This is a genomic window from Pseudomonas sp. NBRC 111124 (genome assembly GCF_001320245.1).
GTDB lineage: Bacteria > Pseudomonadota > Gammaproteobacteria > Pseudomonadales > Pseudomonadaceae > Aquipseudomonas.
The window spans coordinates 59,210-85,952 of record NZ_BCBA01000043.1; the positions used below are offsets into that span (position 1 = coordinate 59,210).

Below are 26,743 nucleotides of genomic sequence, written 5' to 3' on the forward strand. Positions count from 1 at the left end.
TCAGTGCTCCACCTTGATGGCTTCGAATTGGCTGTCGTGCATCACTTCCTCGACCGAGCGGCCCGCACGGACGGCATCGACCATGCCGGCCTGGCGGCGATCGATACGCTCTGCCAGGTCGAGCACCTTTTCGATAGCGTGGGCTGGAACGAAAACGGTGCCGCATTCATCGGCGATCACGTAGTCGCCCTCCTCCACCTCAACGCCGGCCATGCGAACTTTCACGGCCGCGTCGAGCTGGATGAGCCGGTTACGTGCGCTGATCATGGTCACGCCGCGGCCGAAAACCGGATAGCCGATATCGGCGCTGCCGCGGATGTCACGACTGAAGCCATCGATGATCGAGCCCCGAATGCCTTTGCGCTGGGCTGCGTTGGCCAGAATGTCGCCCCAGCTGGAGATGCCGTCGACGCCACCGGCGATCACCAGCACGCGGTCATCAGTGGTGACCTGCTCCACGACCGGGGTAATCAGGTGAACGGTGGGCGCCACGTCCTGCTTTGGCCCCAGCTGCACAGTGCTGGCACGGCCAACGATTTTCGGGCAATTCCACAGCGGCATCAGGCCGTTGGTGGCGCCAGGCAGCTGGAGGAAGTCCAGCGCGTCCGACACCGTGTTGGTATCGAACGCAGCCAGGCGATCAAGTGGGGCTTTCAAGCTCATCGGTTGCAGGCCTCTTGTAGGTGAGGCTTGAGTATCTGCGCCGAGGTTTGATACGTATATTACGAAGAAGCTAAGCTTGTCATACTCCAAACCTATGGAAGAGCGCCGTGATCAACTTTCGCTTGATACGCCATCTCTGGCTGTTCCTGGCAGTTGCCGAGGACCAGAATTTCAGCCGTGCGGCCAAGCGACTGGGCATGTCCCAGCCACCCTTGACCGAGCAGATCCAGGCCCTCGAACAGTCCCTTCGCGTTCAACTGTTCACCCGCTCTCGTCGGGGCGCTCAACTGACCCCCGCCGGGGCTGCCATCCTCCCTGCGGTCCGAAAGTTCGCGGATCAGTTGGAGCGTCTGGAGTTGGCGGTCCACGAGGCGGTGACCGGTCACGCCGGTGTGCTGACCCTCGGGGCGATCACATCGGCCATGATCGATGTGCTGCCCCCGCTTATTTCGCGATTCAAGCAAGACCATCCGTTGATCACGGTTTCGGTTCGAGAAATCGACAGCGCGGAAGCGATTCCGGCGCTTGAGGCCGGCGACATCGACATTGCGTTCGCGCGCCTCGAAGGCAGCCTCGGCCGACACCTGCAGTCGATGCCTCTGTCAGAGGACCGCCTGGCCGTCGCCATGCCCAAGGACCACCCTCTGGTCGCCCGTGAAGCCATCGATCTGAAAGCGCTTGCCGATGAAACGCTGGTGATGGCGTCACGAGACGTAAGCCCAGTCTATTTCGATTATCTGGTAGGGCTATGCAAAACCAGCGGCTTCGCGCCACGCATCGTGCATCAGGTCCGCTCGGTCTCGTCGCAGGTAGCGTTCGTCAGTTGTGGCCAGGGCATCGCCCTGGTGCCAACGTCCATGGACAAACTGGCGCCGGAGAATGTGCTGGTGCGGCCTTTGCAGCCGGAAGTGAAGGTTGTCACCACCGCCATGGCATGGCATGGGGTCAACCGTAATCCACTGGTGGATGCGCTGATCGACCAGGCCAAACAGATGTTTCCATCATAGGCTGGGCATATGGCTGGGTTCGCGGCTTCGTATTTTACAAAAGGCGGCGCTGGGCCGACATTGAGGCCTCTGTAGAAGGAGTTCCCACCGTGGCAAACCCTGCTCGTTTCACTCACGAGAAATGGCCGTTGAACATCGACGGCGTGTTGCTGGATCTGGCAGTGATCCATCGATCCGGTCCTAAAACCCCTATTCTGTTCCTGCACGGGTTCGGTTCGACCAAAGAAGACTATGCCGACATCACCCTGCAGCCTGCATTCGAAGGCCACCCCTTCATTGCCTACGATGCGCCTGGTTGCGGTGAAACCGAGTGCAGCGATCTCTCTCGCATCAATATCCCCTTGCTGGTGAAAACAGCCCAGGCCGTACTGGCACATTTCGGCGTCGACAGATTCCATCTGGTCGGTCACTCCATGGGGGGCCTGACCGGGCTGATGCTTGCTGACGCAGCTCCAGAGCGCGTGCTGAGTTTCGTCGACATCGAGGGCAATATCGCGCCCGAGGATTGCTTCCTCAGCCGACAGATCCATAATCACCAACGCGAGGATGATGCACGCTTCTTCCGCGACTTCGTCGAACGCACCCGGCTTGCTGCTGATCCTGCCAGCGCGCTGTATGCGGCCAGCCTGGCGCACAAGGTGCGCACCGGGGCGGTCCGCGGCATCTTCGAGTCCATGGTCGAGCTGTCGGATAACGGCGGGCTGATGGAGAAATTCCTGGCGCTGCCTTGCCCGCGCCAGTACATGTACGGCGTCACCAACTCACACCTTTCCTATCTGGACGACATCGCGGCCCAAGGGGTGCAACTGGCTTGCATCCCCGATTGCGGCCACTTCCCGATGTATTCCAATCCGGCGCTGATGTGGCAGCACATCAAGGCATTGCAAGACCGCACCTGATACGGAATTTCAGCTTCCGGGGGGGATCTGTTCAGTTCTCAGGATTTCGTACAGAACTAGACAATTCGCCGATCTTCTCCAGTCGTGCCCTGACGATGTTTCGACTGATGTCCAGCAATCGTCCCGTTTGCAGTTGGTTGCCGTGACAGTAGCGATACGCTTCTCGAAAAACGACTTCCTCGATGTGATCAAACAGGTTGGGAAGATTCTGTTCAAACAACGCCAATAACGCACTTTCCAAGCTGGGCGCTGTATTGACAGGCGATGTCAGGCCAGGCTGCGACACTGCCAAGGCCGCCGAACTCTGTGGCCGCATGTCCACCAGATGCAAGTCTTGAGGTGCGACCTTTTGTTGGCGACACACCAGCAATGCATGGTGAATGGCATTTTCCAGCTCACGGATGTTGCCCGGCCAACTGTGCGCCAGCAACTTGCGCTCAGCATCCGGGCTCAGCGACGCACGCTCGTAACCCAGGCGCCGGCAATGCTCCTCAATGAAGAACTCCGCCAATGGCAGGATATCCCCCGGCCGCTCGCGCAGCGGCGGCAGGCGGATGGTTGCAACGTGCAGGCGGTAGAACAGGTCTTCACGAAAATGCCCTGCCACCACCGCATCGGCCAGGTTGACGTTGGTCGCCGCCACCAGCCGCACGTTGATCGGGATCGGTGTGCGTGACCCCAGGCGCACGACTTCGCGTTCCTGCAGTACTCGCAACAACTTCACCTGCATGTTCAGCGGCAAATCACCAATCTCGTCGAGGAACAGCGTGCCGCCATTGGCCGCCTCGAACCAGCCGGCCTTGTTTGCCGTTGCGCCGGTGAAGGCACCTTTTTCGTGGCCGAACAGCTCGCTCTCCACCAGGGTTTCGGCAAAGGCACCGCAGTTGACCGCCACGAATGGCTCACGCCCACGACGGCTAAGGTGATGGATATGCCGGGCGACCAGTTCCTTGCCGGTGCCGGTTTCGCCAATGATCAGTGTGTTGGCCTCGCTGGGCGCCAAGCGCTCGATACGGCTAAGCAGTTCCTGCGAGCGCGGGTCCTTGAACACGAGCACGGTGGCACGCACCGACTTGGTCAGCTCGCGGGCGTTGGGGTGGGTGATCAGCGACATAGGGGCATTCCTGGCAGTTGACGCGCTGGCCAATAGTGCATGAAACAAATTAGATCAAATAATTATTAATTAATCTTTATATATTCTATTTATGAATATCTGATCTTTTCAGCAACCGAGTGCTGCTGGAGCAGCAACCCGTCAGCACTCACCTGCCCGCCTATCAGCAGGCCTATCGGGTCTCGCCCTTGCCACAGCTGACCGAAAGCCCCGCCAATCATGGCGTGCAGCCAGTTTTCACCGGGCTGGCATGCATTTCGCTCCTGGCCTGACAAACCTTTGCCTGGAGCTGCACATGAACAATCCCTGGCGTCATGCCCTCGCCCTGCTGGGCGGCCTGTTCCTCAGCCTGGCTGCACTGGCAGCCGAGCCACCGGCGGCGGTGCGCATCGCCATCGTCGCCTTCACCCAGGGCGGTGCCCCGGTGTTCGGCGGCATTCCCGGGCGGGTGATCGAAGAAGGCTGGCTGGAACAGCAACTGGCCGCCCGCGGCGTGAAACTGCAGTGGACCGCCCTGCCGCATGCCGGGGCAGGGCCGCAGATCAACGAAGGCTTCAGCAACGACAGCCTGGACTTTGCCGTGCGCGGCGACCTGCCCTCGGTCATCGCCGGCGCCGGCCAGGTGCCGGGCAAGCTGGTGGTGCCGGGCGGCAGCGGCAACAACATCTACCTGGTCGTGCCCAGTGACTCCAGCGTGCGCAGCATCCACGACCTCAAGGGCAAGCGCCTGGCCATTCACCGTGGCCGGCCATGGGAGTTCGCCTTCAGCAACTTCCTGCAAAGCCAGGGCCTGCAGCTGAGCGATTTCAAGATCGCCAACCTCAACCCGCAAGTGGGCGCAGCCGCAGTGTCCGCCGGCAAAGTCGATGCCGCCGTGCTGCTCAACGAAGCCTATGCCCTTGAAGACAAGGGTGTGGCGCGCATTCTCTGGTCGAGCAAACAGGGCGCCAACGACTGGCGGCTGGTTTCAGACCTGTGGGGCACCGACCGCTTCGTGCAACAGCACGCCGACCTCACGCAACTGGTAGCAACCGCCTGGGTGCGCGCGGCCTGGTGGATTTCCCAGGAACAGCACCGCGACGCCTACTACGCGCTGTCATCGCGTGCCGGCGTCAGCGAGAGCGTACTGCGCCGTGACGATCAGGACGACCCGGTGGCGTGGCAGGCGCGCTGGGCGCCGAAAAGCGATGCCCAGCTCAAGGCCCACTACGCCGCCCTCGCCCAGTACGCCCTGGCCAATCGGCTGATACGCACGCCCTACGACATCACCCATGACCTGGCCACCGGCTTTACCCGCCAGGCGCTGATCGACCTGCAACTGACCCACTACTGGCCGTCCCTCGACGCCCAGATCAGCCAACAACCTTGAGAGCCTTACCCATGAAACTGCCTGCTTCGCTCGTCTTCGGCATCAGCGCCCTGGCCCTGTCCATCGGCGCCCTGGCTGCCGAAACCTATGCCCCCAAGCCCGATCCGCAACAAGGCGATGGCCGCGTCTCGGCCTTCTACACCTGGAGCAAGGCCATCCCCGCCACGCCCGGCAAGCTGCTGCGCAGCGAACCGCTGGAGCAGGCGCTGAGCCTGCCCAACGCGGCCAGTGCGCAACGCATCCTCTACACCTCGCTGGATGGCATCGACGGCAAGACGCCGATCGTGGTCTCCGGCGCGCTGTTCATCCCCAAAGGCAAGGCGCCGGCAGGCGGCTGGCCGGTCGCCAGCTGGGGCCATGGCACCGTCGGCGTGGCAGACATCTGCGCACCGTCGTGGGCCGGGCGCAGCTACCGCGATGTGCAGTACCTCAACCGCTGGCTGGACGAGGGCTATGCCATTGTCGCCACCGATTACCAGGGCCTGGGTGTGCCGGGCGGTCACCCGCTACTGAACAACCGCATGGCCGCCTACGGCATTCTCGATGCCGCCAAGGCCGTGGTCGCCGGCATACCGGGGCTGGCCGACAAGGTGCTGATCATCGGCCAGTCCCAGGGCGGTGCCGGCGCCTTCGCCGCCGGGGCCTATGCGGCCACGTATGCACCAAAACTCGGGGTCAAGGGCAGCATCGGCACTGGGGTGATCTACACCGTGGGTTCAAAGAACGTTGGCGAACAGGATCAGGACAAGGTCGACCCCGCCCTCGCCTACGGCTTCTACACCCTGCTCGCGGCTCAACAGTACGACCCGAGCATCGACCCACGCGACTTCTACACCGACAAGGCCCTGCCGCTGTTCGAGCAGGCGCGCAGCAGCTGCCTGTCGGCGCTGGTCAGCGATGTGGTCGGTACCGGCCTGACCCCGGCCAACGCCAAGAAAGACTACCAGGGCGACCAGCTCAAGCCATGGCTGGCGCAGGTTTCGTACCCGACCCTGAAACTGGCCCAGCCGATCTTCATCGGCACCGGAGCCGAGGACAAGACCCCCGCTGCCGCCACCCAGGTAGCGCTGATGCAGGACGCCTGCAAGGCCGGCTCGGTGGTACAGGGCCACCTGTACAAGGGCCTGGGCCACAGCGAAACGGTGAATGCCTCACTCAAGGACTCCATCCCCTTCGCCCGCCAGGTCATCAGCGGCCAGCCGGTCACCCCCAATTGCAGCCCTAGCGTTCAGTAAGGAGCACAGGCCATGAGCATCGAATTCTTCACCCGCCTGCCCCTGCACGGCGAAACCCAGTTCCTTCCCGGCGACCCGCGCAACCGTGGCGACTGGCACGCCGGTGGCCCCAGTACCGGCGCCGTATCAGGCTTTGCCGTCGGCGATCATTTCACCTACATCGACTACCTCGGGCAAATCGCCCGTGCTGCTGAAATCAACGGCTTCGGCGGCGCGCTGATGGTCAACGCGCCCACCGGCGAAGAGCCCTGGACTGTATGCTCGCTGCTGGCCCGGGAAACCCGCACGCTGAAGTTCGTCACCGCCTTCCAGCCCTACCACTACACGCCCTGGGTGGCCGTGCAGCAAGCCGCGACCTACCAGCGCGCCACCGGCAACCGCCTGGTGTGGAACATCATCAATGGCGGCTCGGATGCCCTCCAGCGCCAGGTCGGCGACTTTGAAGACCACGACCAGCGCTACGCACGCGCCACCGAGTTCATGGACGTGGTGCGCGGCTATTGGGACAACGAGCAGTTCCACTATGAAGGCGCCTATTACCGGGCCGAAGGCGGCGGCCTGCGTGGCCCGCTGAAAAAGGCCGAGTTGCCGCTGATCTGCACGGCCGGCTCGTCGGTGGCGGCGCGCGAGTTTGCCGCCAAGCATGCCGACTATTACCTGATGCGCGCCGAACACCCGGACGAGATCGCTGCGTTGATCGCCGACATCCGTGCCCGCGCGCTGAAGTGGGGGCGCAGCGATATCCGCTTTGGCCTGTCCATCGACGTGATCACCCGCGACAGCGAAGAGGCGGCGCTGGCCGAGGCCAAGCGTTTCTTCGACGAAGGCGTGGCCAAAGGTACGGTCAAGGCCCGCGCCGCCCACGCCGGCCTGCGCACGGCGCGCAAGCTGAGCTACGAGCACGGCTACGGCGACCAGAACGAGGCGAAGGCCTTCGACGATTTCTTCATCCACCCCAACGTGTGGACCGGTTTCGGCTACATCGGCATCCCGCCGGGCTGTGCGCTGGTGGGCAGCTACGCCAATGTGGTTGCGCGCATCCGCGAGTACCAGGGCGTCGGTGTCGACCTGTTCTTCCTGGCCGGCTACCCACACCTGGAAGAGGCCTACCGCATTGGCGAACACATCCTGCCGCACTTCCGCGAGCAGCGTGCCCCCCTTGCCCGTCAGCCCGTAGCACCTGTGCAACTGCACGCCAGCAACGGAGCCTGACGCCATGGCCTGGGACGGATACCCATTGAGCCGGCGCAGCTTCCTCGGCCACGCGGGCGTACTGGCTGGCGCTGCGCTGGTCGGCTGCGGCCCGGCCGACAGCCCGAACCCTGGCGCAGCCGACCAGCCGCGCCATGGCGGGCGCCTGCGGCTGGGCATCATCGACGGTAACCAGAGCGGCAACCTCGATGCTCACAAACCCGTCGGTAGCGGCATCGTCCGTGGCTTTGCCCTGTACAGCAAACTGTGGGAATGGGACGAGCAGATGCAACCGCGTCTGGCCTTGGCCGAGTTCGCCGAGCCCAATGCCGATGCCAGCAGTTGGACGCTGCGGCTCAAGCCAGGCCTTGAGTTCCACCATGGCAAGACCATCGACGCCGACGACCTGATCTTCTCCATCCGCCGCCTGACCGACCCGCAACTGGCCTCGCCCTACGCGGCGCTGCTGCACTGGGTCGACCGCGACAACCTGGTCAAGCTCGATGAGCGCACCGTGCGCCTGGGCTTCCGTGAAGGGCGCAGCTACCTGCCCCTGCCGGAAACCTGGGTCAACTTCGGCGGGATCGTGCCAGTGGACTACCACCCGGTGACCAACCCGGTCGGTGCCGGGCCTTACAAAATGAAGAGCTTTACCCCCGGCCAGCGTTCGCTGTTCACCCGCTTTGACAACTACTACAAGCCCGGCAAACCCTACGCCGATGAACTGGAGATCATCGATTTCAAGGACCAGACCGGCCGCCTGGCGGCATTGCGTGCCGGGCAGATCGACATGGCCAACGTGATGTCCACCGAACACCTGCAGGTGCTGCAGGCCGACCCACGTTTGCGCCTGCTGAAGTCGGTAAGCGGTAACTGGTTGTCGTTCGACATGAACACGGCCAAGCCGCCGTTCGACGACCCACGGGTGCGTCAGGCATTGCGCCTGCTGGCCGACCGTGACCAGCTGGTGCGCCGTGCGCTGAACGGCCAGGGCCGGGTGGCCAACGACCTGTATGCACCGTTCGACCCCACCTTCGACCACAGCATCGGCCCGCGCCCGCATGACCCGCAGCGCGCTGCGCAGTTGCTGCGCGACGCCGGCCACGCGCAGTTGCAGGTGGAACTGGTGACCACGCCAGGGCCGGGGCTGGCTTCAGCGCTGGTGCTGGCCGAACAGGCGCGGCGCATCGGTGTCACCCTCAACGTGCGCCAGGTCGACCTGGCGACCTTCCAGGGCCCGCAGCGCGACGACTGGACCTTGAGTACCGGTGGCAGCATCGGTGCACCGTTCCTGGCCAGTGCCATCCATACCGACGCGCCGTTTGCCGTGGCCAACAAGACCCACTTCCACGACCGCGAATTCAGCGAGGCCTTCCTTGGCGCCATGGCCCAGCCGGACCTGAAACAACGCAAGGCGCTGGTGCACCGCGCGCAACGTATCCAGTACGAACGGGGCGGCATGTTGATCTGGGGTTTTGCCGACCTGCTCGACAGCGTCAGCACCCGCGTGGGTGGCGCGCAGGCCGAGCAGTCACTGTTCAGTACCTGGCGGTTCGAGAGCTTGTGGCTAAAGAGCTGACCGCGGGCCAACACACTCTTCTGTGGGAGCGGGCACGCCCGCGAACCAGGGCGAAGCCCTGGCCACCTACCGCGGTGGATTCTTCGCGGGCACGCCCGCTCCCACAGGGGCCCAGCAACCCATAACCGCAGGCGCGGCTGCGCCCTCGCTTCTCCCCAATACCTTATCCAACGAGGCCCAGCCAATGCCCCGCGTTACCTTGCTGCACCCCAAATTCCAGCCCAGCGCCCTGGCGCTGGCCATCCTCACCGCCAGCGCACCGCTGGCGCAGGCCGAAGACACCCAGCTGCAAACCGTCACCGTGCAAGCCGAACAGGCCGACGACGACGCCCTGCCCACGCGCCCACCCGCCTCGATCTACGGAGGCCTGGAAGCCAAGGTGCTCGACACCCCACGCTCGGTCACGCAGATCAACGCCGAGCAACTGGCCCGTGACCCGATCCGCAGTTCCGATGACCTGGTCAAGTACGCCCCCGGCATTACCCGTGGCGGCGGCCAGAACGCCGGCATCGCCCCGCAGATGCGCGGGCAGAACAGCGAAGTGTTCCAGGACGGCCAGCGCGCCTATGGCGTACGCCACCCGGCCAACTTCAATGCCTACGAGGGCGCCGACATCGTCGCGGGGCCATCGTCGGTCACCTACGGCTCGGTCAGTGGCAGCGGCGGCTACATCAACTACCTGAGCAAGAAACCCGATTTCAACCGCTTCCGGACCAAACTCAGTGGGGAGATCGGCAGCTGGATCCCCGACGGCGAATCGCGCGATGCCCGCAAGTTCAGCATCGACAACACCGGCCCGCTGAGCGACAACCTGGCCTACCGGGTGAGCATCACCCGCCAGCGCCAGGAGGACTTCTACGATAACGTCGAGAACAATTTCGATGCCTTCTATGGCGCCCTCGCCTGGCGCAACGACAACCTGCGGGTGGACTGGAACGCCGCCTATGACGACTACTACGACTACAACATCACCCATGGCTGGAACCGCGCTACACAGGACCTGGTCGACCACGGCAAGTACGCTGCCGGGCGCGCCACGCCGATCATTCAGAACGGCAACACGCTGTGGTCGCCGGTGCTGTCCTCCGGTGCCGCCGACGCGCAGGTGCTGGGCTGGGTGCAACGCCAGCGCAATGCCCAGGGCCAGTACGCGGTGGTCGATGGCAGTTTCCAGGGCGCTTCGCCCAACACCCAGGCCAACCCCGGCAGCCTGCGTGGCTGGGTCTACGACCCGTCACTGGCGGGCAACGGCCAGACCTCGCTGTCGTCACAGACCGGCCAGCGCGCGCAGGATGAAAACCGCTCGCGGCGCTTTACCACGCAACTGCGCGTCGAAGGCGACCTGAGCCCGTCGATCACCCTGGCCAACAGCACCTTCTTCCAGCACTCCACCGACACCACCGATGCGGTGGGCGCGTTCCAGGTGCAAGGCAAAGACGACATCTTCGACAACCGCTTCGAGTTCCGCGCCCGCGGTCAGTGGCAGCTGGGCGACCTGGCCTTGGTCGACGATAGCAACAGCGGGCTGATCTACCGCCGCGAGCGCAACGAATCGATCGCTGCCAACAACAACTTCGGCAGCACCATCAACGCCTATGACCTGACCCTCGACCCGACCTTGAAAAACCCTGGCGACCTCCTTGGCCTGGCCGGGCGCAACCCGGCCGGCGGCAACGCTGCGTGGATCGGCCAACCCGGCGTGCCGCAATTTTCCAGCTACTACGGCTGGCTCAACCTGCCTGCCATGTACCCGGCCGGCCATGGCCTGTACGCCGAATCGGTGGCGCCGTACACCGCCGACAGCACCTGGACCACCAAAACCCTGTTCAGCCAGCACAACCTGCGCCTTGGCGAGCATGTGGGCCTGAACATCGGCGCGAGCCGCAGCTGGATCGACGCGCGTATCGAGAACCCCTTCGTGCTGCCGGGCGGCAACCCGCGCAAGGACTCGAACAACTACCGGTTGTTCTCGGTGCAGGTCAGTCCCTACGTCAAACCCACCGAAAACAGCACCCTGTACTACACCTTCGACCGCTCTCTGGCGGTGAACACTGGTTTTTTCACCAACGGCCTGGGCTGGGGTAGCGGCACGGGGGCCAACCTGCTCAACCCGCTGGCCTTCGAGAGCCTGAGCGTGCTGCATGAAGTGGGCGTGAAAGTGGAAGCCGTGCCCGACCAGCTGTTCCTGACCCTGGCGGCCTACCGCCAAGCCCGCGACCAGGCACCGGACAGCAACAACAACATTGCCCGGTTGATCGTCAAAGGCTGGGAAGCGACCTTGCGCTATCAGGACCAGAACCTGCGCAGTGGCCTCAACCTCAGCCGCATCAGCGCGTACAACGAGTTCACCAGCCAGTCCGGGTTCGCCTCGGCCGGCTTCGTCCCTGACAACGGCACCGTTTTCGGCGACAACAACAGCCTCAACCAGCGCCCGTCGGGCAAGTTCGATGCCGTGCAGATCCCCGAGTACAACGCCGGTGGGTATGTCGACTACCGCTTTGACTCAGGGTTTGGCGTCGAGCTTTCCGGCTGGTGGACCAGCAGTTGGTACCTGAACCTGAGCAAGACGGTGAAAGTGCCAGACGAATACAACCTTGACCTTGCCGTGTATTACCGCCAGCCGCAGTGGGGCGTGACGGTGCGCATGCTCAACGTCACCGACGAGCTGAATTTTGTCAGTGGCCTGGCAGGTTCCACCAATACCTTCCTGCAACCGATGCCGGGCCGCACGCTGCTGGCCCAGGTCGATTACCAGTTCTGACCCCCTCAACCTGAAAGGCCTTTGCCATGTCCATTGAATTTGTCGGCATGATCTTCCCCCGCCAATGGTCCGAAACCCGTGGCGTACGCACGCCGGACTTCGACCTGCCGTTCATCCGTCACCACGCCCGTGCCCATGAGCATGCCGGCTTCGACCGCGTACTGATTGCCAGCGGCCCCGGCAGCGCCGACAGCCTGCAGATTGCCGCTTACGCTGCGGCGCACACCGAACGCCTTGGTTTCATGATCGCCCACCGCCCGGCCCTGACCGCGCCGACGGTGGCTGCACGGGCATTCGCCACCCTCGACCACACCACCGGCGGTGGGCGCATCCGCCTGCATGCGATCACCGGAATCACCGCCGAACCGCAAGAGGGGGACACCCTGCTCGACAAGACCGAGCGCTACCGGCGTGCCGACGAGTACCTTGAGATTGTCCGTCGTACCTGGACTGCCGAAGAACCGTTCGACTTCGAGGGCCGCTACTTCAACATCAAAGACGCCTTTTCACCGGTGAAGCCGCTGCAGCAGCCGCATATACCGATTTCCTTCGGCGGCTCGTCCGACATCGCCTACCAGATTGCCGTCAAGCATGCGGATCTGTATGCCCTGTGGGGTGAGCCGCTGAGCGGCGTTGCCGAACAGATCGGCAAACTCAAGGCTGCTGCGCACGCTGCGGGCGTGGCAGCGCCAAGGGTCAGTTTGTCGGTGCGGCTGATTTTGGCGGCCACCGAGGACCAGGCCTGGCAGCGTGCCGAACAGATCCTCGCGCAGATCAAGGCCAACCCACAGTTTGCCGCAGATAGCCCTTGGCAGAAGCGCATCAAGGGCACCGGTTCCGAACGTTTGCTCGCCGCCGCCGCCCGCGCCGACCGGCATGATCGGGCGCTGTGGATGCCGACGGCGACTGCGGTGGGGGCCTATGGCGATACCACCGCGTTGGTAGGCACGCCGGAAACCGTGGCCCAGGCATTGCTCGATTATGTCGACCTGGGAGTGACTACTTTTCTCAACCGAGGCTATGACCCGCTGTATGACACGGTGGATTATGGCCGCTGGGTAATTCCCGCGGTGCGTGAGGAAGTACGGCGGCGGCAGGCCCGGTTCGTGGACTGAGGGTGCGGTAAAGCCTTGGGGTTGCATCTGGGTTGCCAGGTGCAACCCCAAGGCATGCATTTAGAGGCCGACACGCAACCTGGGCGAATGCTCCACCAGCGTGCGGGTATACGCGTCAACCGGTTGCCCAAGCACCTGCCCGGCAGCGCCCTGCTCCACCACCCGCCCCTGACGCAGTACCAATACCCGGTCGGCAATTGCCCGCACCACACCGAGGTCATGGGTGACGAATAGCAAGGTCAGCCCCTCTTGCTGCAGCCGCTGCAGCAACGCCAGAATCGATGCTTGCACCGACACATCCAGCGCCGAGGTGATTTCGTCACACACCAGCAACTTCGGCTCGCAGATCAACGCTCGGGCAATCGCCACCCGCTGGCGCTCACCGCCCGACAAGCTATGCGGGTACAAATCGGCTACGCGTGCCGGCAGCGACACCCGCTCCAGCACGGCCTCGACCCGCTGACGTGCTTCAGCACCACGCACCCCGAAAAAGTGCGCCAACGGCGCGCTGAGGGTTTGCCCGACTGTCTGTCTTGGGTTCAGGGCCCGGTACGGGTTCTGGAACACATACTGGATCTGGTGACGCAGCCGGGCATCACGTTCGCGCGCGGCAAACGCCAGAGGCTCGCCGGCGTAGCTCATTTGCCCTTGAACGTTGTCGCCGAGCCCGGCAATGGCCCGGGCCAGGCTGGTCTTGCCCGAACCCGACTCGCCCACCAGCGCCAGGCACTCGCCTTGCCCAACCCGCAGGGAAACATCGAACAGCACCTGGCGATCGTAGGCGACATCCAGGCCCCGAACTTCCAGCAACATCGCTTCGCCCGGCGCAGCAGCCGCCTCGATAGCCACACCTCCAATGGGCAGCGGCTCGCGGTGCGGCACCAGGCACGCCACCTGATGCCCGCCGTCGTGTGCCTGCAACGACGGCTCGATCACTGAACACTCTGCGCGACGCCTGCCGCAGCGCGGCGCAAAGGCACAGCCGGCCGGGCGCTGCCCCGGTGCCGGGGCGTGCCCGGCAATCGCCTGCAACGGCTGGCGCCGGGCGATGTCGGGAATGGCCGCAAGCAATGCGCGCGTGTAGGGGTGCCGCGGTGCGCGAAACATCGCCTCGCGCCCCGCCACTTCCACCAGGCGCCCGGCGTACATCACCATCACCCGGTCAACCAGGTCACGTACCACCGCCAGGTCATGGGTAACGTACAGTGCCGCTACACCTTGGTCACGGCACAGGCGCTTGAGGGTCTGCAGCACATGGGCCTGGGTGGTCACGTCCAGTGCAGTGGTGGGCTCATCGAGCACGATAAGTCGGGGCCGCAAGACGAACGCAAGCGCGAGCATCATGCGCTGTTGCTGCCCGCCAGACAGTTGATGCGGGAACCGCCGCAGGAAGGCGTCGTCATCGGGCAGCCCAACCTCCAGCAGGGTTTGGCCGATGCGCTGGCGCACCGCATCACGCGACAGCGCGGGCTGGTGCGCCAACAGCGCTTCACGCAGCAAGGGCCCCAGACGCAACGCCGGGTTCAGTGCGGTGGCCGGGTCCTGGGCCACATAGCCGACCAGCCCGCCACGGGCCAGGCGCAAGGCCTCGCCCTCGAGTTCGAGCAGCGATTGCCCGGTCACCACCACGTGCCCGCCAACAATGTGTGCACCCTGCCGGGCATGGCGCAGCAATGCCGTGGCCAAGGTGGTCTTGCCCGAACCGGACTCACCGACCAGGCCGACAATCTCGCCAGCTGCCAGGCTGAAGGAAACCCCGGCCAACACATCGACCTGCCCGGCCAGCTCTACCCGCAGGTCACTGACCCGCAACACTTCACTCACGGCATTCAGCGGTGCATTCATGACGCTTTCTCCCCAATCCGCGCACTGGCCCGGCCAATGCCCTCGGCCAGGATGTTGGTGCCATAGGCAAACACCCCGATCAGCAGCGCCGGCGCCAGCACGGCCCACGGCTGCACCAGCAGCCCGGCCTGGTTTTCATTGATCATCAAGCCCCAGTCGGCAGCCGGTGGCGCCACCCCGTAACCGAGAAAACTCAAGCCCGACAACATGCCTACCGCCCAGGTCAGCATGTTGCCGAAGTGCACCAGCAACGGCGTGAGGATGTTCGGCAGGATCTCCAGGAACAGAATGCGCCAGCGCGGGTACCCCATCATCTGTGCCGCCTCGACAAACTCCTGCCCGGCCACCGCCACCGCGCTGCCCCGGGCCAGGCGAATCACCCCGGGGGTGAAGGCAATGGCCACCGTCAGCACGATCAGCCACGGCGCCCGGCCGAGCATGGACACGATCAGCAGCACCAGAATCAGGTCAGGAAACGCCAGCGACACATCCGCCGCCCAGCTGATTGCCTGGTCCAGGCGCCGCCGCGAGAACCCGGCCAGCAGGCCCAGGCTACCGCCTGCCAGCAAGGCCAGGGTGGCTGCCGCCACGGACATCCACAGTACCGACAGGCCACCACTGAGCAGCCGCGACAGCAGGTCATGGCCGAGAAAATCATGCCCCAGCGGCGCCCCGGCAGCCGGCGGGCCATACACAGGCCCGACCATGGCCGTGGGCGCATGCGGCGCCAGCCAGGGGCCCAGCACCGCCAGCAGCGCCACCAGCACGGTAATCACCGCGCCACGGCGGATCTGCGGCTCGGCCAGCCAACGGGAATCAGTCATGGGTTGCCTCCTGGGCAGGGGTGCTGCGCACACGTCGCCACCACGGGCGGATGCCGCGGCGGATACGGCGGATCATCCGCACGCGGCGGGCGGTACGCAGTTTGGGGGTCAGCAATACGGTCAGCAGGTCGGCCAGCAGGTTGATCAGCACCACCGCCAGGGTGATGACCAGCACCACGCCCTGGATCATCGGCAGGTCGCGCATCTGGATCGCCGCGTTCAGTGCGGTGCCGATGCCCGGGTAACTGAAAATCACCTCGGCCAGCAACGCGCCACCGACCAAGGTGCGCAGGGTCAGGGCTACACCCTGGATCGCCGGGGTCAGGGCATTGGGCAAAGTGTGCCGCCAGATGATGCGCCGCTCGGGAATGCCACGCAGGCGCGCGGCTATTACAAAGTCGGACTCCAGCGCCTCGATCATCGACGCCCGCACCATGCGCGTGAGGTACGGCAGCGCCGACAGGCTCAGCGCCACCACCGGCAGCACCAGCGACGGCCACTGGCGCCACAACGGCAATTGCGGGTCAAGGATCGACACCGCCGGCAGCCAGCCCATGCCCGGCATGGAAAACAGCATCACCAGGCCGATGGCCAGCAGAAAACCCGGGGTGGCCTTGAGCAGGATCAACGCCGACAGCCCCCAGCGGTCCAGCCGGCTGTCGCGGCGCAGGGCCAGGCTCACCCCCAGCAGCAGCGCCAATGGCACCACCAGCGCCAGCACCCCGGCCAGCAAGGCCAGGGTATGGCCGAGGCGGCCGAACAGCAGCTGCGCCACCGGCAGCTGGGAGTCCAGCGAAACACCCAGGTCGCCGCGCAAGGCCGCGCCCAGCCAACGCAGGTACTGCAGCAGGATCGGCTGGTCGAGGCCCAGTTGCCGTTGCAGGGTGAGGATGCTTTCCAGTGGCGCATCCGGGCCAAGAATCACCCGTGCCGGGTCCGATGGCAGCGCCTGGGTGGCGATGAACACCACCAGGCTGATCACCCAGGCGGTGAGCACCCCGTAACCGAGGCGCCCGAGGAACCAGGCCAGCCAGGCCGGCGTGCGGGGGGTGTGCTGAGTGTCAGGCATTGGGGTTCAACCAGAGTTCGTCAAAGCGCCAGGAGGCGAAAGTGGTCTGTTCCGGGGCGAACCCGCCGACCTTGGCGGACGCTGCGTCGAGCACGTCGGAGAAGCCCCAGATCAGCAACCCGCCACGTTCGTGCTGGATGGCCTGGGCTTCGTGCACCAAGGCCTTGCGCTGCGCAAGGTCGGGCTGGGCCAAGGCCTGCTGGAACAGTTCGGTAAAGCGCGGGTCATGGAAATTGCTGCGGTTGTAGATGGCCTGCGGCGCGTCGTTATGCAGCGCCGAGGCCAGAAAGCCGCGTGCTGGGGTCGAGCCCGGCGACAACTGCCATTGCTCGCGTTGCGGCCCATTGAACACCGAGCCATCGACCTGATTGACCTTCACCTGCACCCCGGCTTTCAAGGCCTGCTGGGCGAAGACCAGCGCGGCGTTGACACCCGGCCCGGGTGGGGTGGTGAGCTCGACGCGCAGGTCGCTGTGCCCGGCCTGGCGCAGCAGCGAACGGGCCTGGTCCAGGTCGTACGGGCGCTGGGCGATGCTGTGGTTGTAGGTAGGGTCATGCGGCGAATACAGGTCGTTGGCGACGCGGCCAAAGCCGTTCAACCCACGCGCTATCAGTTCCTGGCGGTCGGCGAGCAGGCGAAACGCCTGGCGCACGCGCACATCCTGGAACGGCGCCTTGGCCACGTTCAGGTTGAAGCCGGTGAACGACGTGGTGGGCGAGGCATACAGGCGCAACCGTGGGTCGGCCTTGAGCAGCGCGCTGTGCTCGGCCTGCACGCCACTGGCCACGTCGATCTGCCCGGCGCGCAGGGCTGCTGCCCGCGACACCTGGTCCTTGAACTCGATGATTTCCAGCTCATCGGCATAGGGCCGGTTGGGCTTGTAGTAGTTTTCGAAGCGGCTGTAGAGCGAGCGCTGGCCGGGAATGAAGCTTTTCAGCCGGTAAGGCCCGGCACCGACCGGGTTGGTCAGCGGGTGGTAGTCGGTAGGCACGATGCCGCCGAAACTGATCAGCGTTTCATCCAGCGGGTAGAAACTCTGCCCCTGCTTGAAACGGATTTCGATGGTGCGCTCATCCAGCTTGCGCAACGCCTGCCGGTCGATGGCGCCGACCAGCCCGGCGAACGGCGAGGCCAGTTGCGGGTCGGTCAGGCGCAGGATCGAGAACAGCATGTCGTCGGCGCCGATGGTTTTGCCATGGTGGAACTCCAGCCCAGGCTTCAGGCGGATGGTCCAGGCGCTGGCATCGGCGTTCGGCTCGGCAAATTCGGCCAGGGCCAGGCGTGTGCTGACATCGGCGTTCCATTCCCAGAACTTGGCGTACAGCGCCCAGCCGCGGATGATCCCGCCGCCAACCGGCTTATGTGCATCGAGGTTGCCGGCCTGGTCGCCATCGATAATACCCACCCGCAGGCGCCCACCACGCACGGGCGTGCCCGGCAGCTGCGCGCTGGCGGCGGCCGGCGCGCTGGCGTCACAGCCACTGAGCAGCCCGCCGCCGAGCAGCAGGCTGCCACCCACGGCCAGGCTGTTGCCGAGAAACACCCGGCGCGAAAACAGCTCGCTCATTGCCCTCTCCTTACGCCGGTTGCGCCACGCGCGGCTTGCTCGCCGCGCCTAGCTGCGGCACGTCGAAACCGTGGTCCAGGTCCAGCAGCGGGAACAGCAGGTCGGCCACCCGGTGCGCTTCGTCGATCAGCGGGAAGCCCGAGAGGATGAACGCAGAGGTGCCCTGGGCTTCGTACTCGCGGATGCGCTCAGCTACCTGTTCGGCGCTGCCGACCAGATAGGTGCCGGCGGCCGGGCCGAGGAGGTTGAAGCCGAACAGGCTGGGGCCCAGCCAAACGTTGGGGTAGATCTCCAGTTCACGCGCCGTGGGCAGCCGCCCGGCCCGGATGCTGTCGAGGTTGCGCTGGATGCGCGGGTCATCGCTGACGTAGCTTTCCAGCGTTTGTCCCCGTGGCAGCTGGCGCTCGATGGCAGCGCGTGCAGTGGCCAGCGAGGTGCGCTGCAACAGGCGCTCGGCGTGGGCCCAGGCTTCTTCCTCGGTTTCGCGCACAATGACCTGCAGGCGGGTGCCATAGGTCAGTTCGCGGCCAATCTTCGCCGCCTCGGCCGCTACTCGGCGGAACTTGTCGCCAAGCTTTTGCGGGGTGTCGGCGAAGCTCAGGTAGACGTCCAGCAATTGCACCGAGTGCGCAACGCCGGGTGCCGACGTGCCGGCGCCCCACAGCGGGATGCCAGGCTTTTGCTGCGGGGGATGCCAGCCGCCCAGCGGGTGGCTGGCAGCGGCTGGCGAGCGCGGCGAAAGCTTGATGTAGCGGCCGTCATAGCCAGCGGTTTCACCGGCATAGAAGCTTTGGAAAGCGCGCCAGTATTCCAGGCTGAAGTCATAGCGTTCATCGTGCGGGTAATGCACGCCCAGGGTGGCCAGGCCAGCATCGTTGCCGTTGACCACGTTAAACAGCAGGCGACCGTTGGAAAACTGGTCGAAAGTGAGCGCCCACTTGGCCAGTACCGCCGGCGACAGTTCGCCCGGGTGTTGCGCGACCAGGAAGCGCAAGCGCGAGGTAGCATCGATCAGTGCAGCCGATACCGCCAGGCTTTCGTTGGGGCTCGAGCCGAGCAGCGAGCCGTAGAAACCCAGGCGGTCAGCGGCGATAGCCAGTTGCTTGAGGTGTTCGAAATCGGTGTGCCAGCGGCCCTCGGGCTCCCAAGGGTGGGGGCCATCAGGGGTGGTGAGGTACCAGAGGATTTTGACTGCCATGGGGAAATGTCCAGTTCATGAGCGATGTACGTGGGTTGTGGCCTTGTTTGGCGAAAGGGGCGCCAGCGCCCCCCGGTGATCGGCTCAGCTACGCCGGTCGATGCCTGGGACCAGGCCCAGCTCGTTCGCCCGCTCATACAGCCCGCTCATCTTCCACTGCTGGGTCAGCACCCCCGGGCCATAAGGCCGCGACCCACCAAGGGCATCTGCCAGCAACTGGATCTGCGCGCCCTCCTCCAGCAACAGAATGAACTCCGCCGTAGCCCGCAGCCCTTGCTTGCCCCACACGGTGGCGCCGCCGTTGGCTTCGAGAATGGCCAGGTTGAAGGGGTTCTCGGCGATCTTGTCGAGGATGAAATCGACCTCGGCCTGGCGCCGGTCGATGTACACCGGCAGCTCGCGCGCCAGCTGGTAGCGCTGCACCGGCACATAATGGAACGGCAAGGTGCGATGGGTCTGTGCCCAGGCGCCGAGGTACGGGCTGTGCACGTGTGACACGGTGGTGATGTCGGCGTGGGTCTGGAACAGCTTGGTGTAGCGGCCCAGGCCACCTTTGCCCTTGCCGACGATGACGTTGCCGGAAAAATCGGTAACGGTGGCCTGCAGCGGCTTGCGGTGGTTCCACGGGCCGCCGTAGTTCACCGACACCAGCAGCTCTTCACCGGGCACGCGCTCGATGAAACCGACGGTTCCGTTGGCCGTGATGGTGTTGGTTTCGCGGAACACGCTGAACGCGGCTTCGGCTTCGGCCACTACCTGGTCGACGAAGGTTTGCAGTTCGGCGGTCACGGGGCGTTCGTTGATCAGTACGGTCATGGTCAGTCTCCAGGAAGATCAGGCGCGGCGCTGGGCCAGCAGTTGGTGGGCAGCTTGCAGAGGCCGCGGGTCGACCCAGTCGGCGATGGCGAAATCGGCTTCGAGGAAGCCATGCAGGTAAAGGAAGTCTTTTTGCGTCCAGAGGAATGCCAGGCGTTGTTCGGACAGGTCTGGCGCCAAGGTGGTGTGGAAATCACCACGGTAGGCCTCGGCCACGCCCTGGCTGCCGGCGCGGGTCTCTTCTTCGAGGATGCTGTTCAGCGCGTCGCGGTTGCTGGCGGCCCACTCGGCGGCACGCAAGGTCTGGGCGAGGAAGCGCACCACCAGGTCGAAGTGGTCGTCGAGCAGGCGCTGGTGCACGGTGATCGGCCGCGGCGTGCCGTTGTTGATGCGATGCCGTGGATCGGCCAGCAGGTCGAGGTCGACGCCGACCACCAGGCCCAGGCGGCGGGCCGCATCGGCCGCTGCCGCGCCTTTCACGTACACGGCATCGACTTCGCCACGGGCCAGGTAGTCCAGCCCCGACCACAGCCGTTGCAGGCCCAGCTGCGGGGTGGCCGCGTCGCCCTGATCGAGCAGGGCCACTTCCACCAGCTGCACGTCATCCAGGTGCAACCCAGCCGATGTCAAGGCGCCTTTGTAGCCGTGCAGGCTCATGGCGCGGGCAATGCTGCCGGGGCGGCTGTCACCCCAGGCCGGCAGCGCCAGGCGCTTGCCGCGCAGGTCGGCAGCGCTGCGGATGCCGGAGTCCGGGCGCACCAGGATGGTTTGCCATTCCTCGATCCAGGTCAGGCCGATCAGCCGGCTGGGCGAGCCTGCCGCCCGTGCGGCCAGCGCCGGTACGTTGCCGCCTTCGCGGAACAGCCCGGGCAGTTGGTGATCGTAGTGGTGGTGGCCCAACTGACGGGCCTCCTGCAAGGTCGAGACCGGCAGGCCATCGCTGGCGAATTCCTCCTCAAGCCAGCCGAGCTTGTAGGCGATGCCCGAGGCGGTGGGCACCGGACAGCGGGTGAACCAGATGCGCTCCAGGGCTGACGAGTCGTCTGCCGAGCGTTGTGCGGTAGCGGTTGCGAAGGTCATGAAGTGGCTCCTTGGGCGTCGTGCAAGCAGCATTGCAGTGTGCGTGCCAACCGCTGGAGGCCTTGAATTCCGTGGGATTGGCAGCATCGGCAAGGGGCCGGGTGCTGAACGGGGAGCAGGATTGCGGGTGGGGTGTTGCCAGATCAGCAAGGCGGCTGCTGCTGGGGCAGCAAAAGGTTGTGTAAACCGCGCAGGACGGGCCTTGAAGAGGAGTGGCAAAGATATTGCTCAAGGGCTTTGGACCGAGGTGTGGCCATCCGCAGGTTTACCCGCGACGCAGGCGCACTGGCCCTCAGACCAACCGAGACTCCTTCATGAGCGCGATAGAACCCTCCCCCGCCCGCCGCTTGACCAGCGAAGCCGAAGCCATCGAAACCGCCCGCCAGGTCGCCGCGCAAATCGCCGAACTGGCCGCCGACCCGCGCAACAATGGGCAACTGCCGCGCCGCCAGGCCGAGCTGCTGTCCAGCAGCGGCCTGACCGCCATTGCTGTCCCTCGCCAGTTCGGCGGCCTCGGCGCTTCGGTGCAGACCGTGGTCGAAACCGTGCGCCTGATCTCCACCGCCGACGGCGGCGTCGGCCAGTTGCTGCAGATTCACAATGTGATGCTGCGTGGCATTTTCACCGGCTACCCCGACGACGTGCGTGACAGGCTGATCACCGACGTGCTCGCGGGCAAGCGCTTCGGCAATGCCCTGGCCGAGGTCGGCGGCAAGAACAAGTTCGCGCTCAAGACCCGCGTCGAGCGCGGTGCCGATGGCCAGTGGTTGCTCAATGGCAGCAAGTTCTACTCCACCGGCTCCTACCTGGCCGAGTGGATTTCGCTGACCGCCGCCAGCGAGGACGGTGGCGTCGGCGTACTGCTGCACCGTGACACCCCCGGGCTGACCCTGGTCGATGACTGGCAGGCCTTCGGCCAGCAGAACTCGGTGAGTGGCACCGTCAACTTCGACAACATCGTGCTTGACGAGCGCTACCTGACCCGCCGCAGCGGGCCGATGAAACGCACTGGCCTGACCTTTCCGCAAATTCTCCACGCCGCTATCGACACCGGCATCGCTGCGGGCGCCTTGCAAGCCGCCGTCGAGTACCTGCGCGAGCACGCCCGTGCCTGGGTGGAGAGCGGCGTCGAACGCGCCAGTGACGAGCCCCATGTGATTCGCCAGGTTGGCGAGTACGCGGTGGCATTGCGCGGTGCCGAGTCGGTGCTGCGTGACGCGGCGCGGGTGTTCGACGAACACGAGCACGACCCGGAGAACAAAGCCTTGCAGGATGAGCTGATCTTGTCGGTGGCCACCGCCCGGGCGCATTCCGATGCGGCGTCGCTGAAGATTTCCAGCGACCTGTTCTCGTTGCTGGGGGCCAGCGCTTCGCTGAGCAAGTGGAACCTGGATCGGTTCTGGCGCAATGCCCGGGTGCACACCACCCACGACCCGATTCGCTGGCGGCTGCACAACGTAGGCAACTACTACCTGAACGGGGCTGATCCGGGGGAGTACACCGCAGTACTCAATGCCAAGGAAAACCAAGGCGCTACCCGCCGTTGATACGGGGGTTGGACGGGGGCGCTTTGCGCCCCTATCGCGACACAAGGCCGCGCCTACAGGGGCGCAGGCGCATTCTGATCGAGCATTTACATGAATCACCCTCTTCTTCGGGCTTTGGCCATTTATCGCGAAATGCCCTGGCGCTTCGCCTTGGTCACGGCCCTGTATGTCGCCGGCAACCTCGGCCTGGCCTGGCAACAATGGCTGATCGGCCATGCCGTCGACGACGTCAGCAGCGGCCGCGCTGTGCAGCGCCTGGCCGACGGCAGCCTGGACGCCAGCCTGGCATGGCACTGGCTGTGGCTGCTACTGGCCATCGCCTTTGGCCGCGGCCTGCTGCAATACGCCGCTGCCGTGCTGTCGCTGGTACTCAGCCAGGCCCTGCTCACGCGCCTGCGTGAACGTATCCTCGACCAGGTGCAGCGCTTGCACCTGGGCTACCACTGGCGCCATGGCATGGGCGAACTGGTCACCCGCACCACTCGCGATGCCGACAAGGTACGCGACGCACTGATCACCTTTTGGCGGCAGATCATCGAAACCCCGCTGGTGGTGATCGCCGCCGTCGGCCTGCTGAGCTGGTACGACCCGCTGCTGGGCCTGGTGCCGCTGCTGCTGACCGGAGCCGGGCTGTGGCTGTTCGTGCTGCAGACTGACCGCCTGGTTACCCTGGATCGTGCAGTGGGCGCGGCCTACGACCAGGTCAGCCAGGACCTCGCCGAAGGCATCGGCGGGGTGCGTGTGATCAAGGCCTTCGGCCTGGAAAACCAGCGCATCACCCGCTTCGCCAGCCAGGTCGAGGTTTTCACCGACCACGCCCGTGCCGCCCTCGCCTACGCCAGCTCGCGCATCCCGCTGCCACAGGCCGTGGTTGCGCTGGGGCATGTGTGGATCCTGGTCTATGGTGCCCACCGGGTGGCTGCCGGGGCGCTGGGTATCGGCGAGCTGGTCACTTCGCTGCTGGTAGCCACCACGCTGGTGTTCCGCATCGAAGGCATTGGCCGGGTGATGCAGACCTTCGCCGACGCCCGTGCCAGCGCCGAACGCATCTGGCAGCTGCTGGACGAGCGCCCGGCCATCGTCGGCGGTCCTGGTACGCTGCCTGCGGGGCCCCTGGGGCTGAAGTTGAATCAGGTAGAGGTCAGCGCAGCAGACGGCGCTCGGCCTATCCTGCAGCGCTGTTCTCTGACCTTGCAGCCCGGTGAAGTCGTAGCGCTGGTCGGCGCCACGGGCACCGGCAAAAGCCTGCTGGCCAGCCTTTTACCGCGCCTGGCAGATGTGCAGCACGGCAGCGTGCAGGTCGGTAGCGATGCCAACGGCTGGCACGATGTACGTGACCTCGACCTGGCCGACCTGCGCCGCCGCGTGCAGGTGCTGCCGCAAGAAAGCTTTCTGTTCTCCGACAGCCTGGCCGCCAACTTGCGCCTGGCCGCACCACAGGCCAGCGACGCTCAGCTACGTGAAGCGCTGCGCCTGGCCGCCGCCGAGGATGTGCTGGAACGCCTGGCCCACGGCCTCGATACGCCACTGGGTGACCGCGGCGTGACCCTGTCTGGCGGCCAGCGCCAGCGCCTGTGCCTGGCCCGGGCGCTGCTGGGCGCGCCCGACATCCTCTGCCTGGACGACGCCACCAGCGCCCTGGATGCGCTGGGCGAACGCCAGGTATTGCACAACATCCGTCGCCTGCACCGCGCAGGCGGCCAAGGCCCAACCTTGCTGCTGATTACTAGCCGGCTGTCCACCCTGCTGCTGGCCGACCGCGTGCTGATGCTGGAAAACGGCCGCATCAGCGCCAGTGGCAGCCATGCCGAGCTGAGCGCCAACAACACTCATTACCGCGACCTGCTGGGGATCGACCATGACTGATGTGCCGCACACCCCCGCCAGCGATCTCGCCATCGAACAACACCTGGCCCGCCAGGCACTGGACCGCGGCATGTTCCAGCGTCTGCTACCCCTGTTACGGCCGATTCGCCGGCAGATCCTGGCGGTGATCGGCATTGAGGTGCTGCTGGTGTTTACCGTGTTCCTGCGGCCATGGTTCGTCCGCGAGCTACTGGACAAGGGCCTGGTGCCCAGTGCCGGGCACTGGCTGCTCGACGAGCGCCTGGTGCTGTGGCTGGGCCTGGGGCTGGCGGCGAGCTGGCTGGGGCGCTTCCTGCTAGCCGGGGTATCGCAGTTCATTGCCGGGCGCGCAGCGATCCGTGTGCTGAATGATTTGCGGGTGAAGGTGTTCGCCCATGTCCAGGCGCTGTCGGTGAGCTACTTCGATCAGACCCGGGCCGGGCGCATCATCTCCCGCGCCGACCGCGACGTCGATGCGCTGGAGCCGCTGCTGGTACAAGGCCCGCCGGAGTTGCTGGGTGCCTTGCTGCGCTGCGGCCTGGCGGCGGTGATGCTGTGGCGTATCGAACCCGGCTTCTTTTACAGCCTGGCCGCCACCGTGCCACTGCTGGCCGTTGCCACCTGGCGCTTCAAGCGGGTATCACAGCGTAACTGGGCGAAGGTGGCCGAGCAACGCAGCCGGTTCACCGCACACCTGGTGGAAAGCGTCAGTGGCGTGCGGCTGATCCAGCAATGCGGGCAGCAACAGCGCAACCAGGCACGCTACCGGCGCCTGCTGGAAGACTTCAACCAGGCGCTGATCCACGGCAGCCTGCGCGCCGGCTGGTTTGCCCCGTTCACCGCGCTGCTGAGCACCACCGGCATGGCCGTGCTGTTGCTGGTCGGCGCCCATGGCCTGGCCGAAGGCAAGGTCAGCGTGGGCCAGGTGGCCGAGAGCCTGTTCTACGTGTTCCTGTTCCTTGGCCCGCTGCAGGAACTGTCGGACCTGTTCGAACGCTACGCCACCGGCAGCGCTTCGGCGCAACGTATCTTCCTGCTGCTCGACACCCGCCCGCACGTGCTCGACCCGCCAGCGCCACAACGGCTGGCCAGGGCGCGTGGCCAGGTCGAATTCGATCGCGTCGGTTTTGCCTATGCAGCGAACAGCCCACGGCCGGTGATCGACGGGCTCGACCTGCACATCCGGGCCGGCGAGGTAGTGGCCATTGTCGGCCCCTCCGGGCATGGCAAGAGCACCCTGGTGCAGTTGCTGACGCGCTTCTACGAAGTGCAGCAGGGCGCCGTAAAGCTGGACGGCATCGACCTGCGCGCACTGGCCCAGCATGACCTGCGGCGCAACGTAGGCGTGGTGCTGCAGGACAACGTGCTGTTCAGCGGCAGCATCCTCGACAACCTGCGCCTGGCCGCCCCGGCTGCCAGCGAGGCCCAGCTGATCGCCGCCGCCCGCGAGCTGGGCGCCGACGAGGTGCTGGAACGCCTGCCGCAGGGCTACCACAGCGAAGTCGGACCTTTGGGCGCACACCTGAGCCATGGCCAGCGTCAGCTGGTGTGCCTGGTGCGCGCCTACCTGGCCGACCCGGCGGTGTTGGTGCTGGACGAGGCCACCTCGGCGGTGGACGTGCACACCGAGCGGCGCATCCAGCGCGCCCTGCGCCGGCTGTGCCAGGGGCGTACGGCGATCATCATTGCCCATCGCCTGGCGACTATTCGCGATGCTGACCGGATTGCCGTGGTCAAGCACGGACGGGTGGTGGAGCAAGGGGCGCATGCCGAGCTGATGAGCCGGGGTGGGGCGTATTCAGCACTCTATGAAGCGTACCTGCGCAGTGCCGGGCAGGCGACAACGGCCAATACCGAAGCCTGACTTGCCGGCCCTTTCGCGGGTTCACTCGCGAAAGGGCCGCAACGGGAGCACGCCACACCCTGCTGCTGCCCCAACATCCATTGCTGCCCGATTGCTGCCACAGCAGCACCCCCCTTTCACCTTACCCCGCAGCCCCCCGTCCCATGGGCCTTGCA

The 26,743-nt window shown here is 65.4% G+C and carries 20 protein-coding genes; 11 read left to right on the plus strand and 9 right to left on the minus strand.

The window, feature by feature from the left end; genetic code table 11:
* Window positions 1-663 carry an RraA family protein gene (locus APH28_RS17775; RefSeq protein WP_060511581.1) on the minus strand — a complete coding sequence of 221 codons (663 nt, stop codon included), beginning with the start codon at window positions 661-663 and terminating at the stop codon, window positions 1-3.
* 107 nt (window positions 664-770) lie between these two features.
* Here APH28_RS17775 and APH28_RS17780 point away from each other — a divergent pair, with 107 nt between their 5' ends.
* The gene (locus APH28_RS17780; RefSeq protein ID WP_060511583.1) at window positions 771-1,670 is read left to right on the plus strand and encodes a LysR family transcriptional regulator; all 900 of its coding nucleotides are present in this window, start codon (window positions 771-773) and stop codon (window positions 1,668-1,670) included.
* A gap of 89 nt (window positions 1,671-1,759) precedes the next feature.
* Window positions 1,760-2,569 (plus strand): alpha/beta fold hydrolase, encoded by an 810-nt coding sequence (locus tag APH28_RS17785; protein ID WP_060511585.1) that lies wholly within the window; start codon window positions 1,760-1,762, stop codon window positions 2,567-2,569.
* Between the two features lie 31 nt (window positions 2,570-2,600).
* Here the strand turns inward: APH28_RS17785 and APH28_RS17790 are convergent, their stop codons facing one another.
* Window positions 2,601-3,683, minus strand: coding sequence for a sigma-54-dependent Fis family transcriptional regulator (locus tag APH28_RS17790; RefSeq protein ID WP_060511586.1), 1,083 nt, complete (start codon window positions 3,681-3,683; stop codon window positions 2,601-2,603).
* 295 nt (window positions 3,684-3,978) lie between these two features.
* Between APH28_RS17790 and APH28_RS17795 the strand changes: the two genes are divergently transcribed.
* The 6 genes from APH28_RS17795 (at window position 3,979) to APH28_RS17820 (ending at window position 12,933) form a co-directional block, all read left to right on the plus strand.
* Window positions 3,979-5,052 carry an ABC transporter substrate-binding protein gene (locus APH28_RS17795; RefSeq protein WP_060511588.1) on the plus strand — a complete coding sequence of 358 codons (1,074 nt, stop codon included), beginning with the start codon at window positions 3,979-3,981 and terminating at the stop codon, window positions 5,050-5,052.
* 11 nt (window positions 5,053-5,063) lie between these two features.
* Window positions 5,064-6,287: a lipase family protein gene (locus APH28_RS17800; protein ID WP_060511591.1), complete on the plus strand. Its 1,224-nt coding sequence runs from the start codon at window positions 5,064-5,066 to the stop codon at window positions 6,285-6,287.
* Window positions 6,288-6,299: 12 nt separating this feature from the next.
* On the plus strand, window positions 6,300-7,499 hold the full coding sequence (locus APH28_RS17805; RefSeq protein ID WP_060511593.1) for an LLM class flavin-dependent oxidoreductase: 1,200 nt from the start codon (window positions 6,300-6,302) through the stop codon (window positions 7,497-7,499).
* A gap of 4 nt (window positions 7,500-7,503) precedes the next feature.
* The gene (locus tag APH28_RS17810; protein ID WP_060511596.1) at window positions 7,504-9,057 is read left to right on the plus strand and encodes an ABC transporter substrate-binding protein; all 1,554 of its coding nucleotides are present in this window, start codon (window positions 7,504-7,506) and stop codon (window positions 9,055-9,057) included.
* A 184-nt stretch (window positions 9,058-9,241) separates the two neighbouring features.
* Window positions 9,242-11,818, plus strand: a complete 2,577-nt coding sequence (locus APH28_RS17815; RefSeq protein WP_060511598.1) for a TonB-dependent siderophore receptor — start codon at window positions 9,242-9,244, stop codon at window positions 11,816-11,818.
* A 26-nt stretch (window positions 11,819-11,844) separates the two neighbouring features.
* A complete protein-coding gene (locus APH28_RS17820) occupies window positions 11,845-12,933 on the plus strand; it encodes an LLM class flavin-dependent oxidoreductase (RefSeq protein WP_060511600.1) in 1,089 nt (362 codons plus the stop codon).
* A gap of 60 nt (window positions 12,934-12,993) precedes the next feature.
* Here the strand turns inward: APH28_RS17820 and APH28_RS17825 are convergent, their stop codons facing one another.
* The 7 genes from APH28_RS17825 to APH28_RS17855 all read right to left on the minus strand — a co-directional run bounded on the left by APH28_RS17825 (window position 12,994) and on the right by APH28_RS17855 (window position 21,332).
* Window positions 12,994-14,778: an ABC transporter ATP-binding protein gene (locus APH28_RS17825; protein WP_060511602.1), complete on the minus strand. Its 1,785-nt coding sequence runs from the start codon at window positions 14,776-14,778 to the stop codon at window positions 12,994-12,996.
* Window positions 14,775-15,602: an ABC transporter permease gene (locus tag APH28_RS17830; RefSeq protein WP_060511604.1), complete on the minus strand. Its 828-nt coding sequence runs from the start codon at window positions 15,600-15,602 to the stop codon at window positions 14,775-14,777. The genes APH28_RS17825 and APH28_RS17830 overlap by 4 nt, the downstream gene beginning before the upstream one ends.
* A complete protein-coding gene (locus tag APH28_RS17835) occupies window positions 15,595-16,671 on the minus strand; it encodes an ABC transporter permease (protein ID WP_060511606.1) in 1,077 nt (358 codons plus the stop codon). Before APH28_RS17835 ends, APH28_RS17830 begins: the two co-directional genes overlap by 8 nt.
* Window positions 16,664-18,238, minus strand: a complete 1,575-nt coding sequence (locus APH28_RS17840; protein WP_060511608.1) for an ABC transporter substrate-binding protein — start codon at window positions 18,236-18,238, stop codon at window positions 16,664-16,666. The genes APH28_RS17835 and APH28_RS17840 overlap by 8 nt, the downstream gene beginning before the upstream one ends.
* 10 nt (window positions 18,239-18,248) lie before the next feature.
* Entirely contained in the window at window positions 18,249-19,436 is a 1,188-nt protein-coding gene (locus tag APH28_RS17845; RefSeq protein ID WP_060511611.1) for an LLM class flavin-dependent oxidoreductase, read from the minus strand.
* A gap of 84 nt (window positions 19,437-19,520) precedes the next feature.
* On the minus strand, window positions 19,521-20,252 hold the full coding sequence (locus APH28_RS17850) for a class II aldolase/adducin family protein (protein ID WP_060511612.1): 732 nt from the start codon (window positions 20,250-20,252) through the stop codon (window positions 19,521-19,523).
* An 18-nt stretch (window positions 20,253-20,270) separates the two neighbouring features.
* A complete protein-coding gene (locus tag APH28_RS17855) occupies window positions 20,271-21,332 on the minus strand; it encodes an ABC transporter substrate-binding protein (protein WP_060511614.1) in 1,062 nt (353 codons plus the stop codon).
* A gap of 314 nt (window positions 21,333-21,646) precedes the next feature.
* On the opposite strand from APH28_RS17855, the gene APH28_RS17860 reads away from it, so the two are divergent.
* The 3 genes from APH28_RS17860 (at window position 21,647) to APH28_RS17870 (ending at window position 26,588) form a co-directional block, all read left to right on the plus strand.
* Complete coding sequence (locus tag APH28_RS17860; protein ID WP_060511616.1) at window positions 21,647-22,879, plus strand: acyl-CoA dehydrogenase family protein; 1,233 nt, start codon at window positions 21,647-21,649, stop codon at window positions 22,877-22,879.
* 90 nt (window positions 22,880-22,969) lie between these two features.
* Window positions 22,970-24,745, plus strand: coding sequence for an ABC transporter ATP-binding protein (locus APH28_RS17865; protein ID WP_060511618.1), 1,776 nt, complete (start codon window positions 22,970-22,972; stop codon window positions 24,743-24,745).
* Window positions 24,738-26,588, plus strand: a complete 1,851-nt coding sequence (locus APH28_RS17870) for an ABC transporter ATP-binding protein (protein ID WP_060511620.1) — start codon at window positions 24,738-24,740, stop codon at window positions 26,586-26,588. The genes APH28_RS17865 and APH28_RS17870 overlap by 8 nt, the downstream gene beginning before the upstream one ends.
* Window positions 26,589-26,743: the final 155 nt, after the last annotated feature.

Excerpts from the sequence above, each read along its gene's own strand:
- APH28_RS17775 (WP_060511581.1), bottom strand. The coding sequence starts at position 663 with ATGAGCTTGAAAGCCCCACTTGATCGCCTGGCTGCGTTCGATACCAAC.
- APH28_RS17790 (WP_060511586.1), bottom strand. The coding sequence starts at position 3,683 with ATGTCGCTGATCACCCACCCCAACGCCCGCGAGCTGACCAAGTCGGTG.
- APH28_RS17795 (WP_060511588.1), top strand. The coding sequence starts at position 3,979 with ATGAACAATCCCTGGCGTCATGCCCTCGCCCTGCTGGGCGGCCTGTTC.
- APH28_RS17800 (WP_060511591.1), top strand. The coding sequence starts at position 5,064 with ATGAAACTGCCTGCTTCGCTCGTCTTCGGCATCAGCGCCCTGGCCCTG.
- APH28_RS17805 (WP_060511593.1), top strand. The coding sequence starts at position 6,300 with ATGAGCATCGAATTCTTCACCCGCCTGCCCCTGCACGGCGAAACCCAG.
- APH28_RS17810 (WP_060511596.1), top strand. The coding sequence starts at position 7,504 with ATGGCCTGGGACGGATACCCATTGAGCCGGCGCAGCTTCCTCGGCCAC.
- APH28_RS17815 (WP_060511598.1), top strand. The coding sequence starts at position 9,242 with ATGCCCCGCGTTACCTTGCTGCACCCCAAATTCCAGCCCAGCGCCCTG.
- APH28_RS17820 (WP_060511600.1), top strand. The coding sequence starts at position 11,845 with ATGTCCATTGAATTTGTCGGCATGATCTTCCCCCGCCAATGGTCCGAA.
- APH28_RS17825 (WP_060511602.1), bottom strand. The coding sequence starts at position 14,778 with ATGAATGCACCGCTGAATGCCGTGAGTGAAGTGTTGCGGGTCAGTGAC.
- APH28_RS17830 (WP_060511604.1), bottom strand. The coding sequence starts at position 15,602 with ATGACTGATTCCCGTTGGCTGGCCGAGCCGCAGATCCGCCGTGGCGCG.
- APH28_RS17835 (WP_060511606.1), bottom strand. The coding sequence starts at position 16,671 with ATGCCTGACACTCAGCACACCCCCCGCACGCCGGCCTGGCTGGCCTGG.
- APH28_RS17840 (WP_060511608.1), bottom strand. The coding sequence starts at position 18,238 with ATGAGCGAGCTGTTTTCGCGCCGGGTGTTTCTCGGCAACAGCCTGGCC.
- APH28_RS17845 (WP_060511611.1), bottom strand. The coding sequence starts at position 19,436 with ATGGCAGTCAAAATCCTCTGGTACCTCACCACCCCTGATGGCCCCCAC.
- APH28_RS17850 (WP_060511612.1), bottom strand. The coding sequence starts at position 20,252 with ATGACCGTACTGATCAACGAACGCCCCGTGACCGCCGAACTGCAAACC.
- APH28_RS17855 (WP_060511614.1), bottom strand. The coding sequence starts at position 21,332 with ATGACCTTCGCAACCGCTACCGCACAACGCTCGGCAGACGACTCGTCA.
- APH28_RS17860 (WP_060511616.1), top strand. The coding sequence starts at position 21,647 with ATGAGCGCGATAGAACCCTCCCCCGCCCGCCGCTTGACCAGCGAAGCC.
- APH28_RS17865 (WP_060511618.1), top strand. The coding sequence starts at position 22,970 with ATGAATCACCCTCTTCTTCGGGCTTTGGCCATTTATCGCGAAATGCCC.
- APH28_RS17870 (WP_060511620.1), top strand. The coding sequence starts at position 24,738 with ATGACTGATGTGCCGCACACCCCCGCCAGCGATCTCGCCATCGAACAA.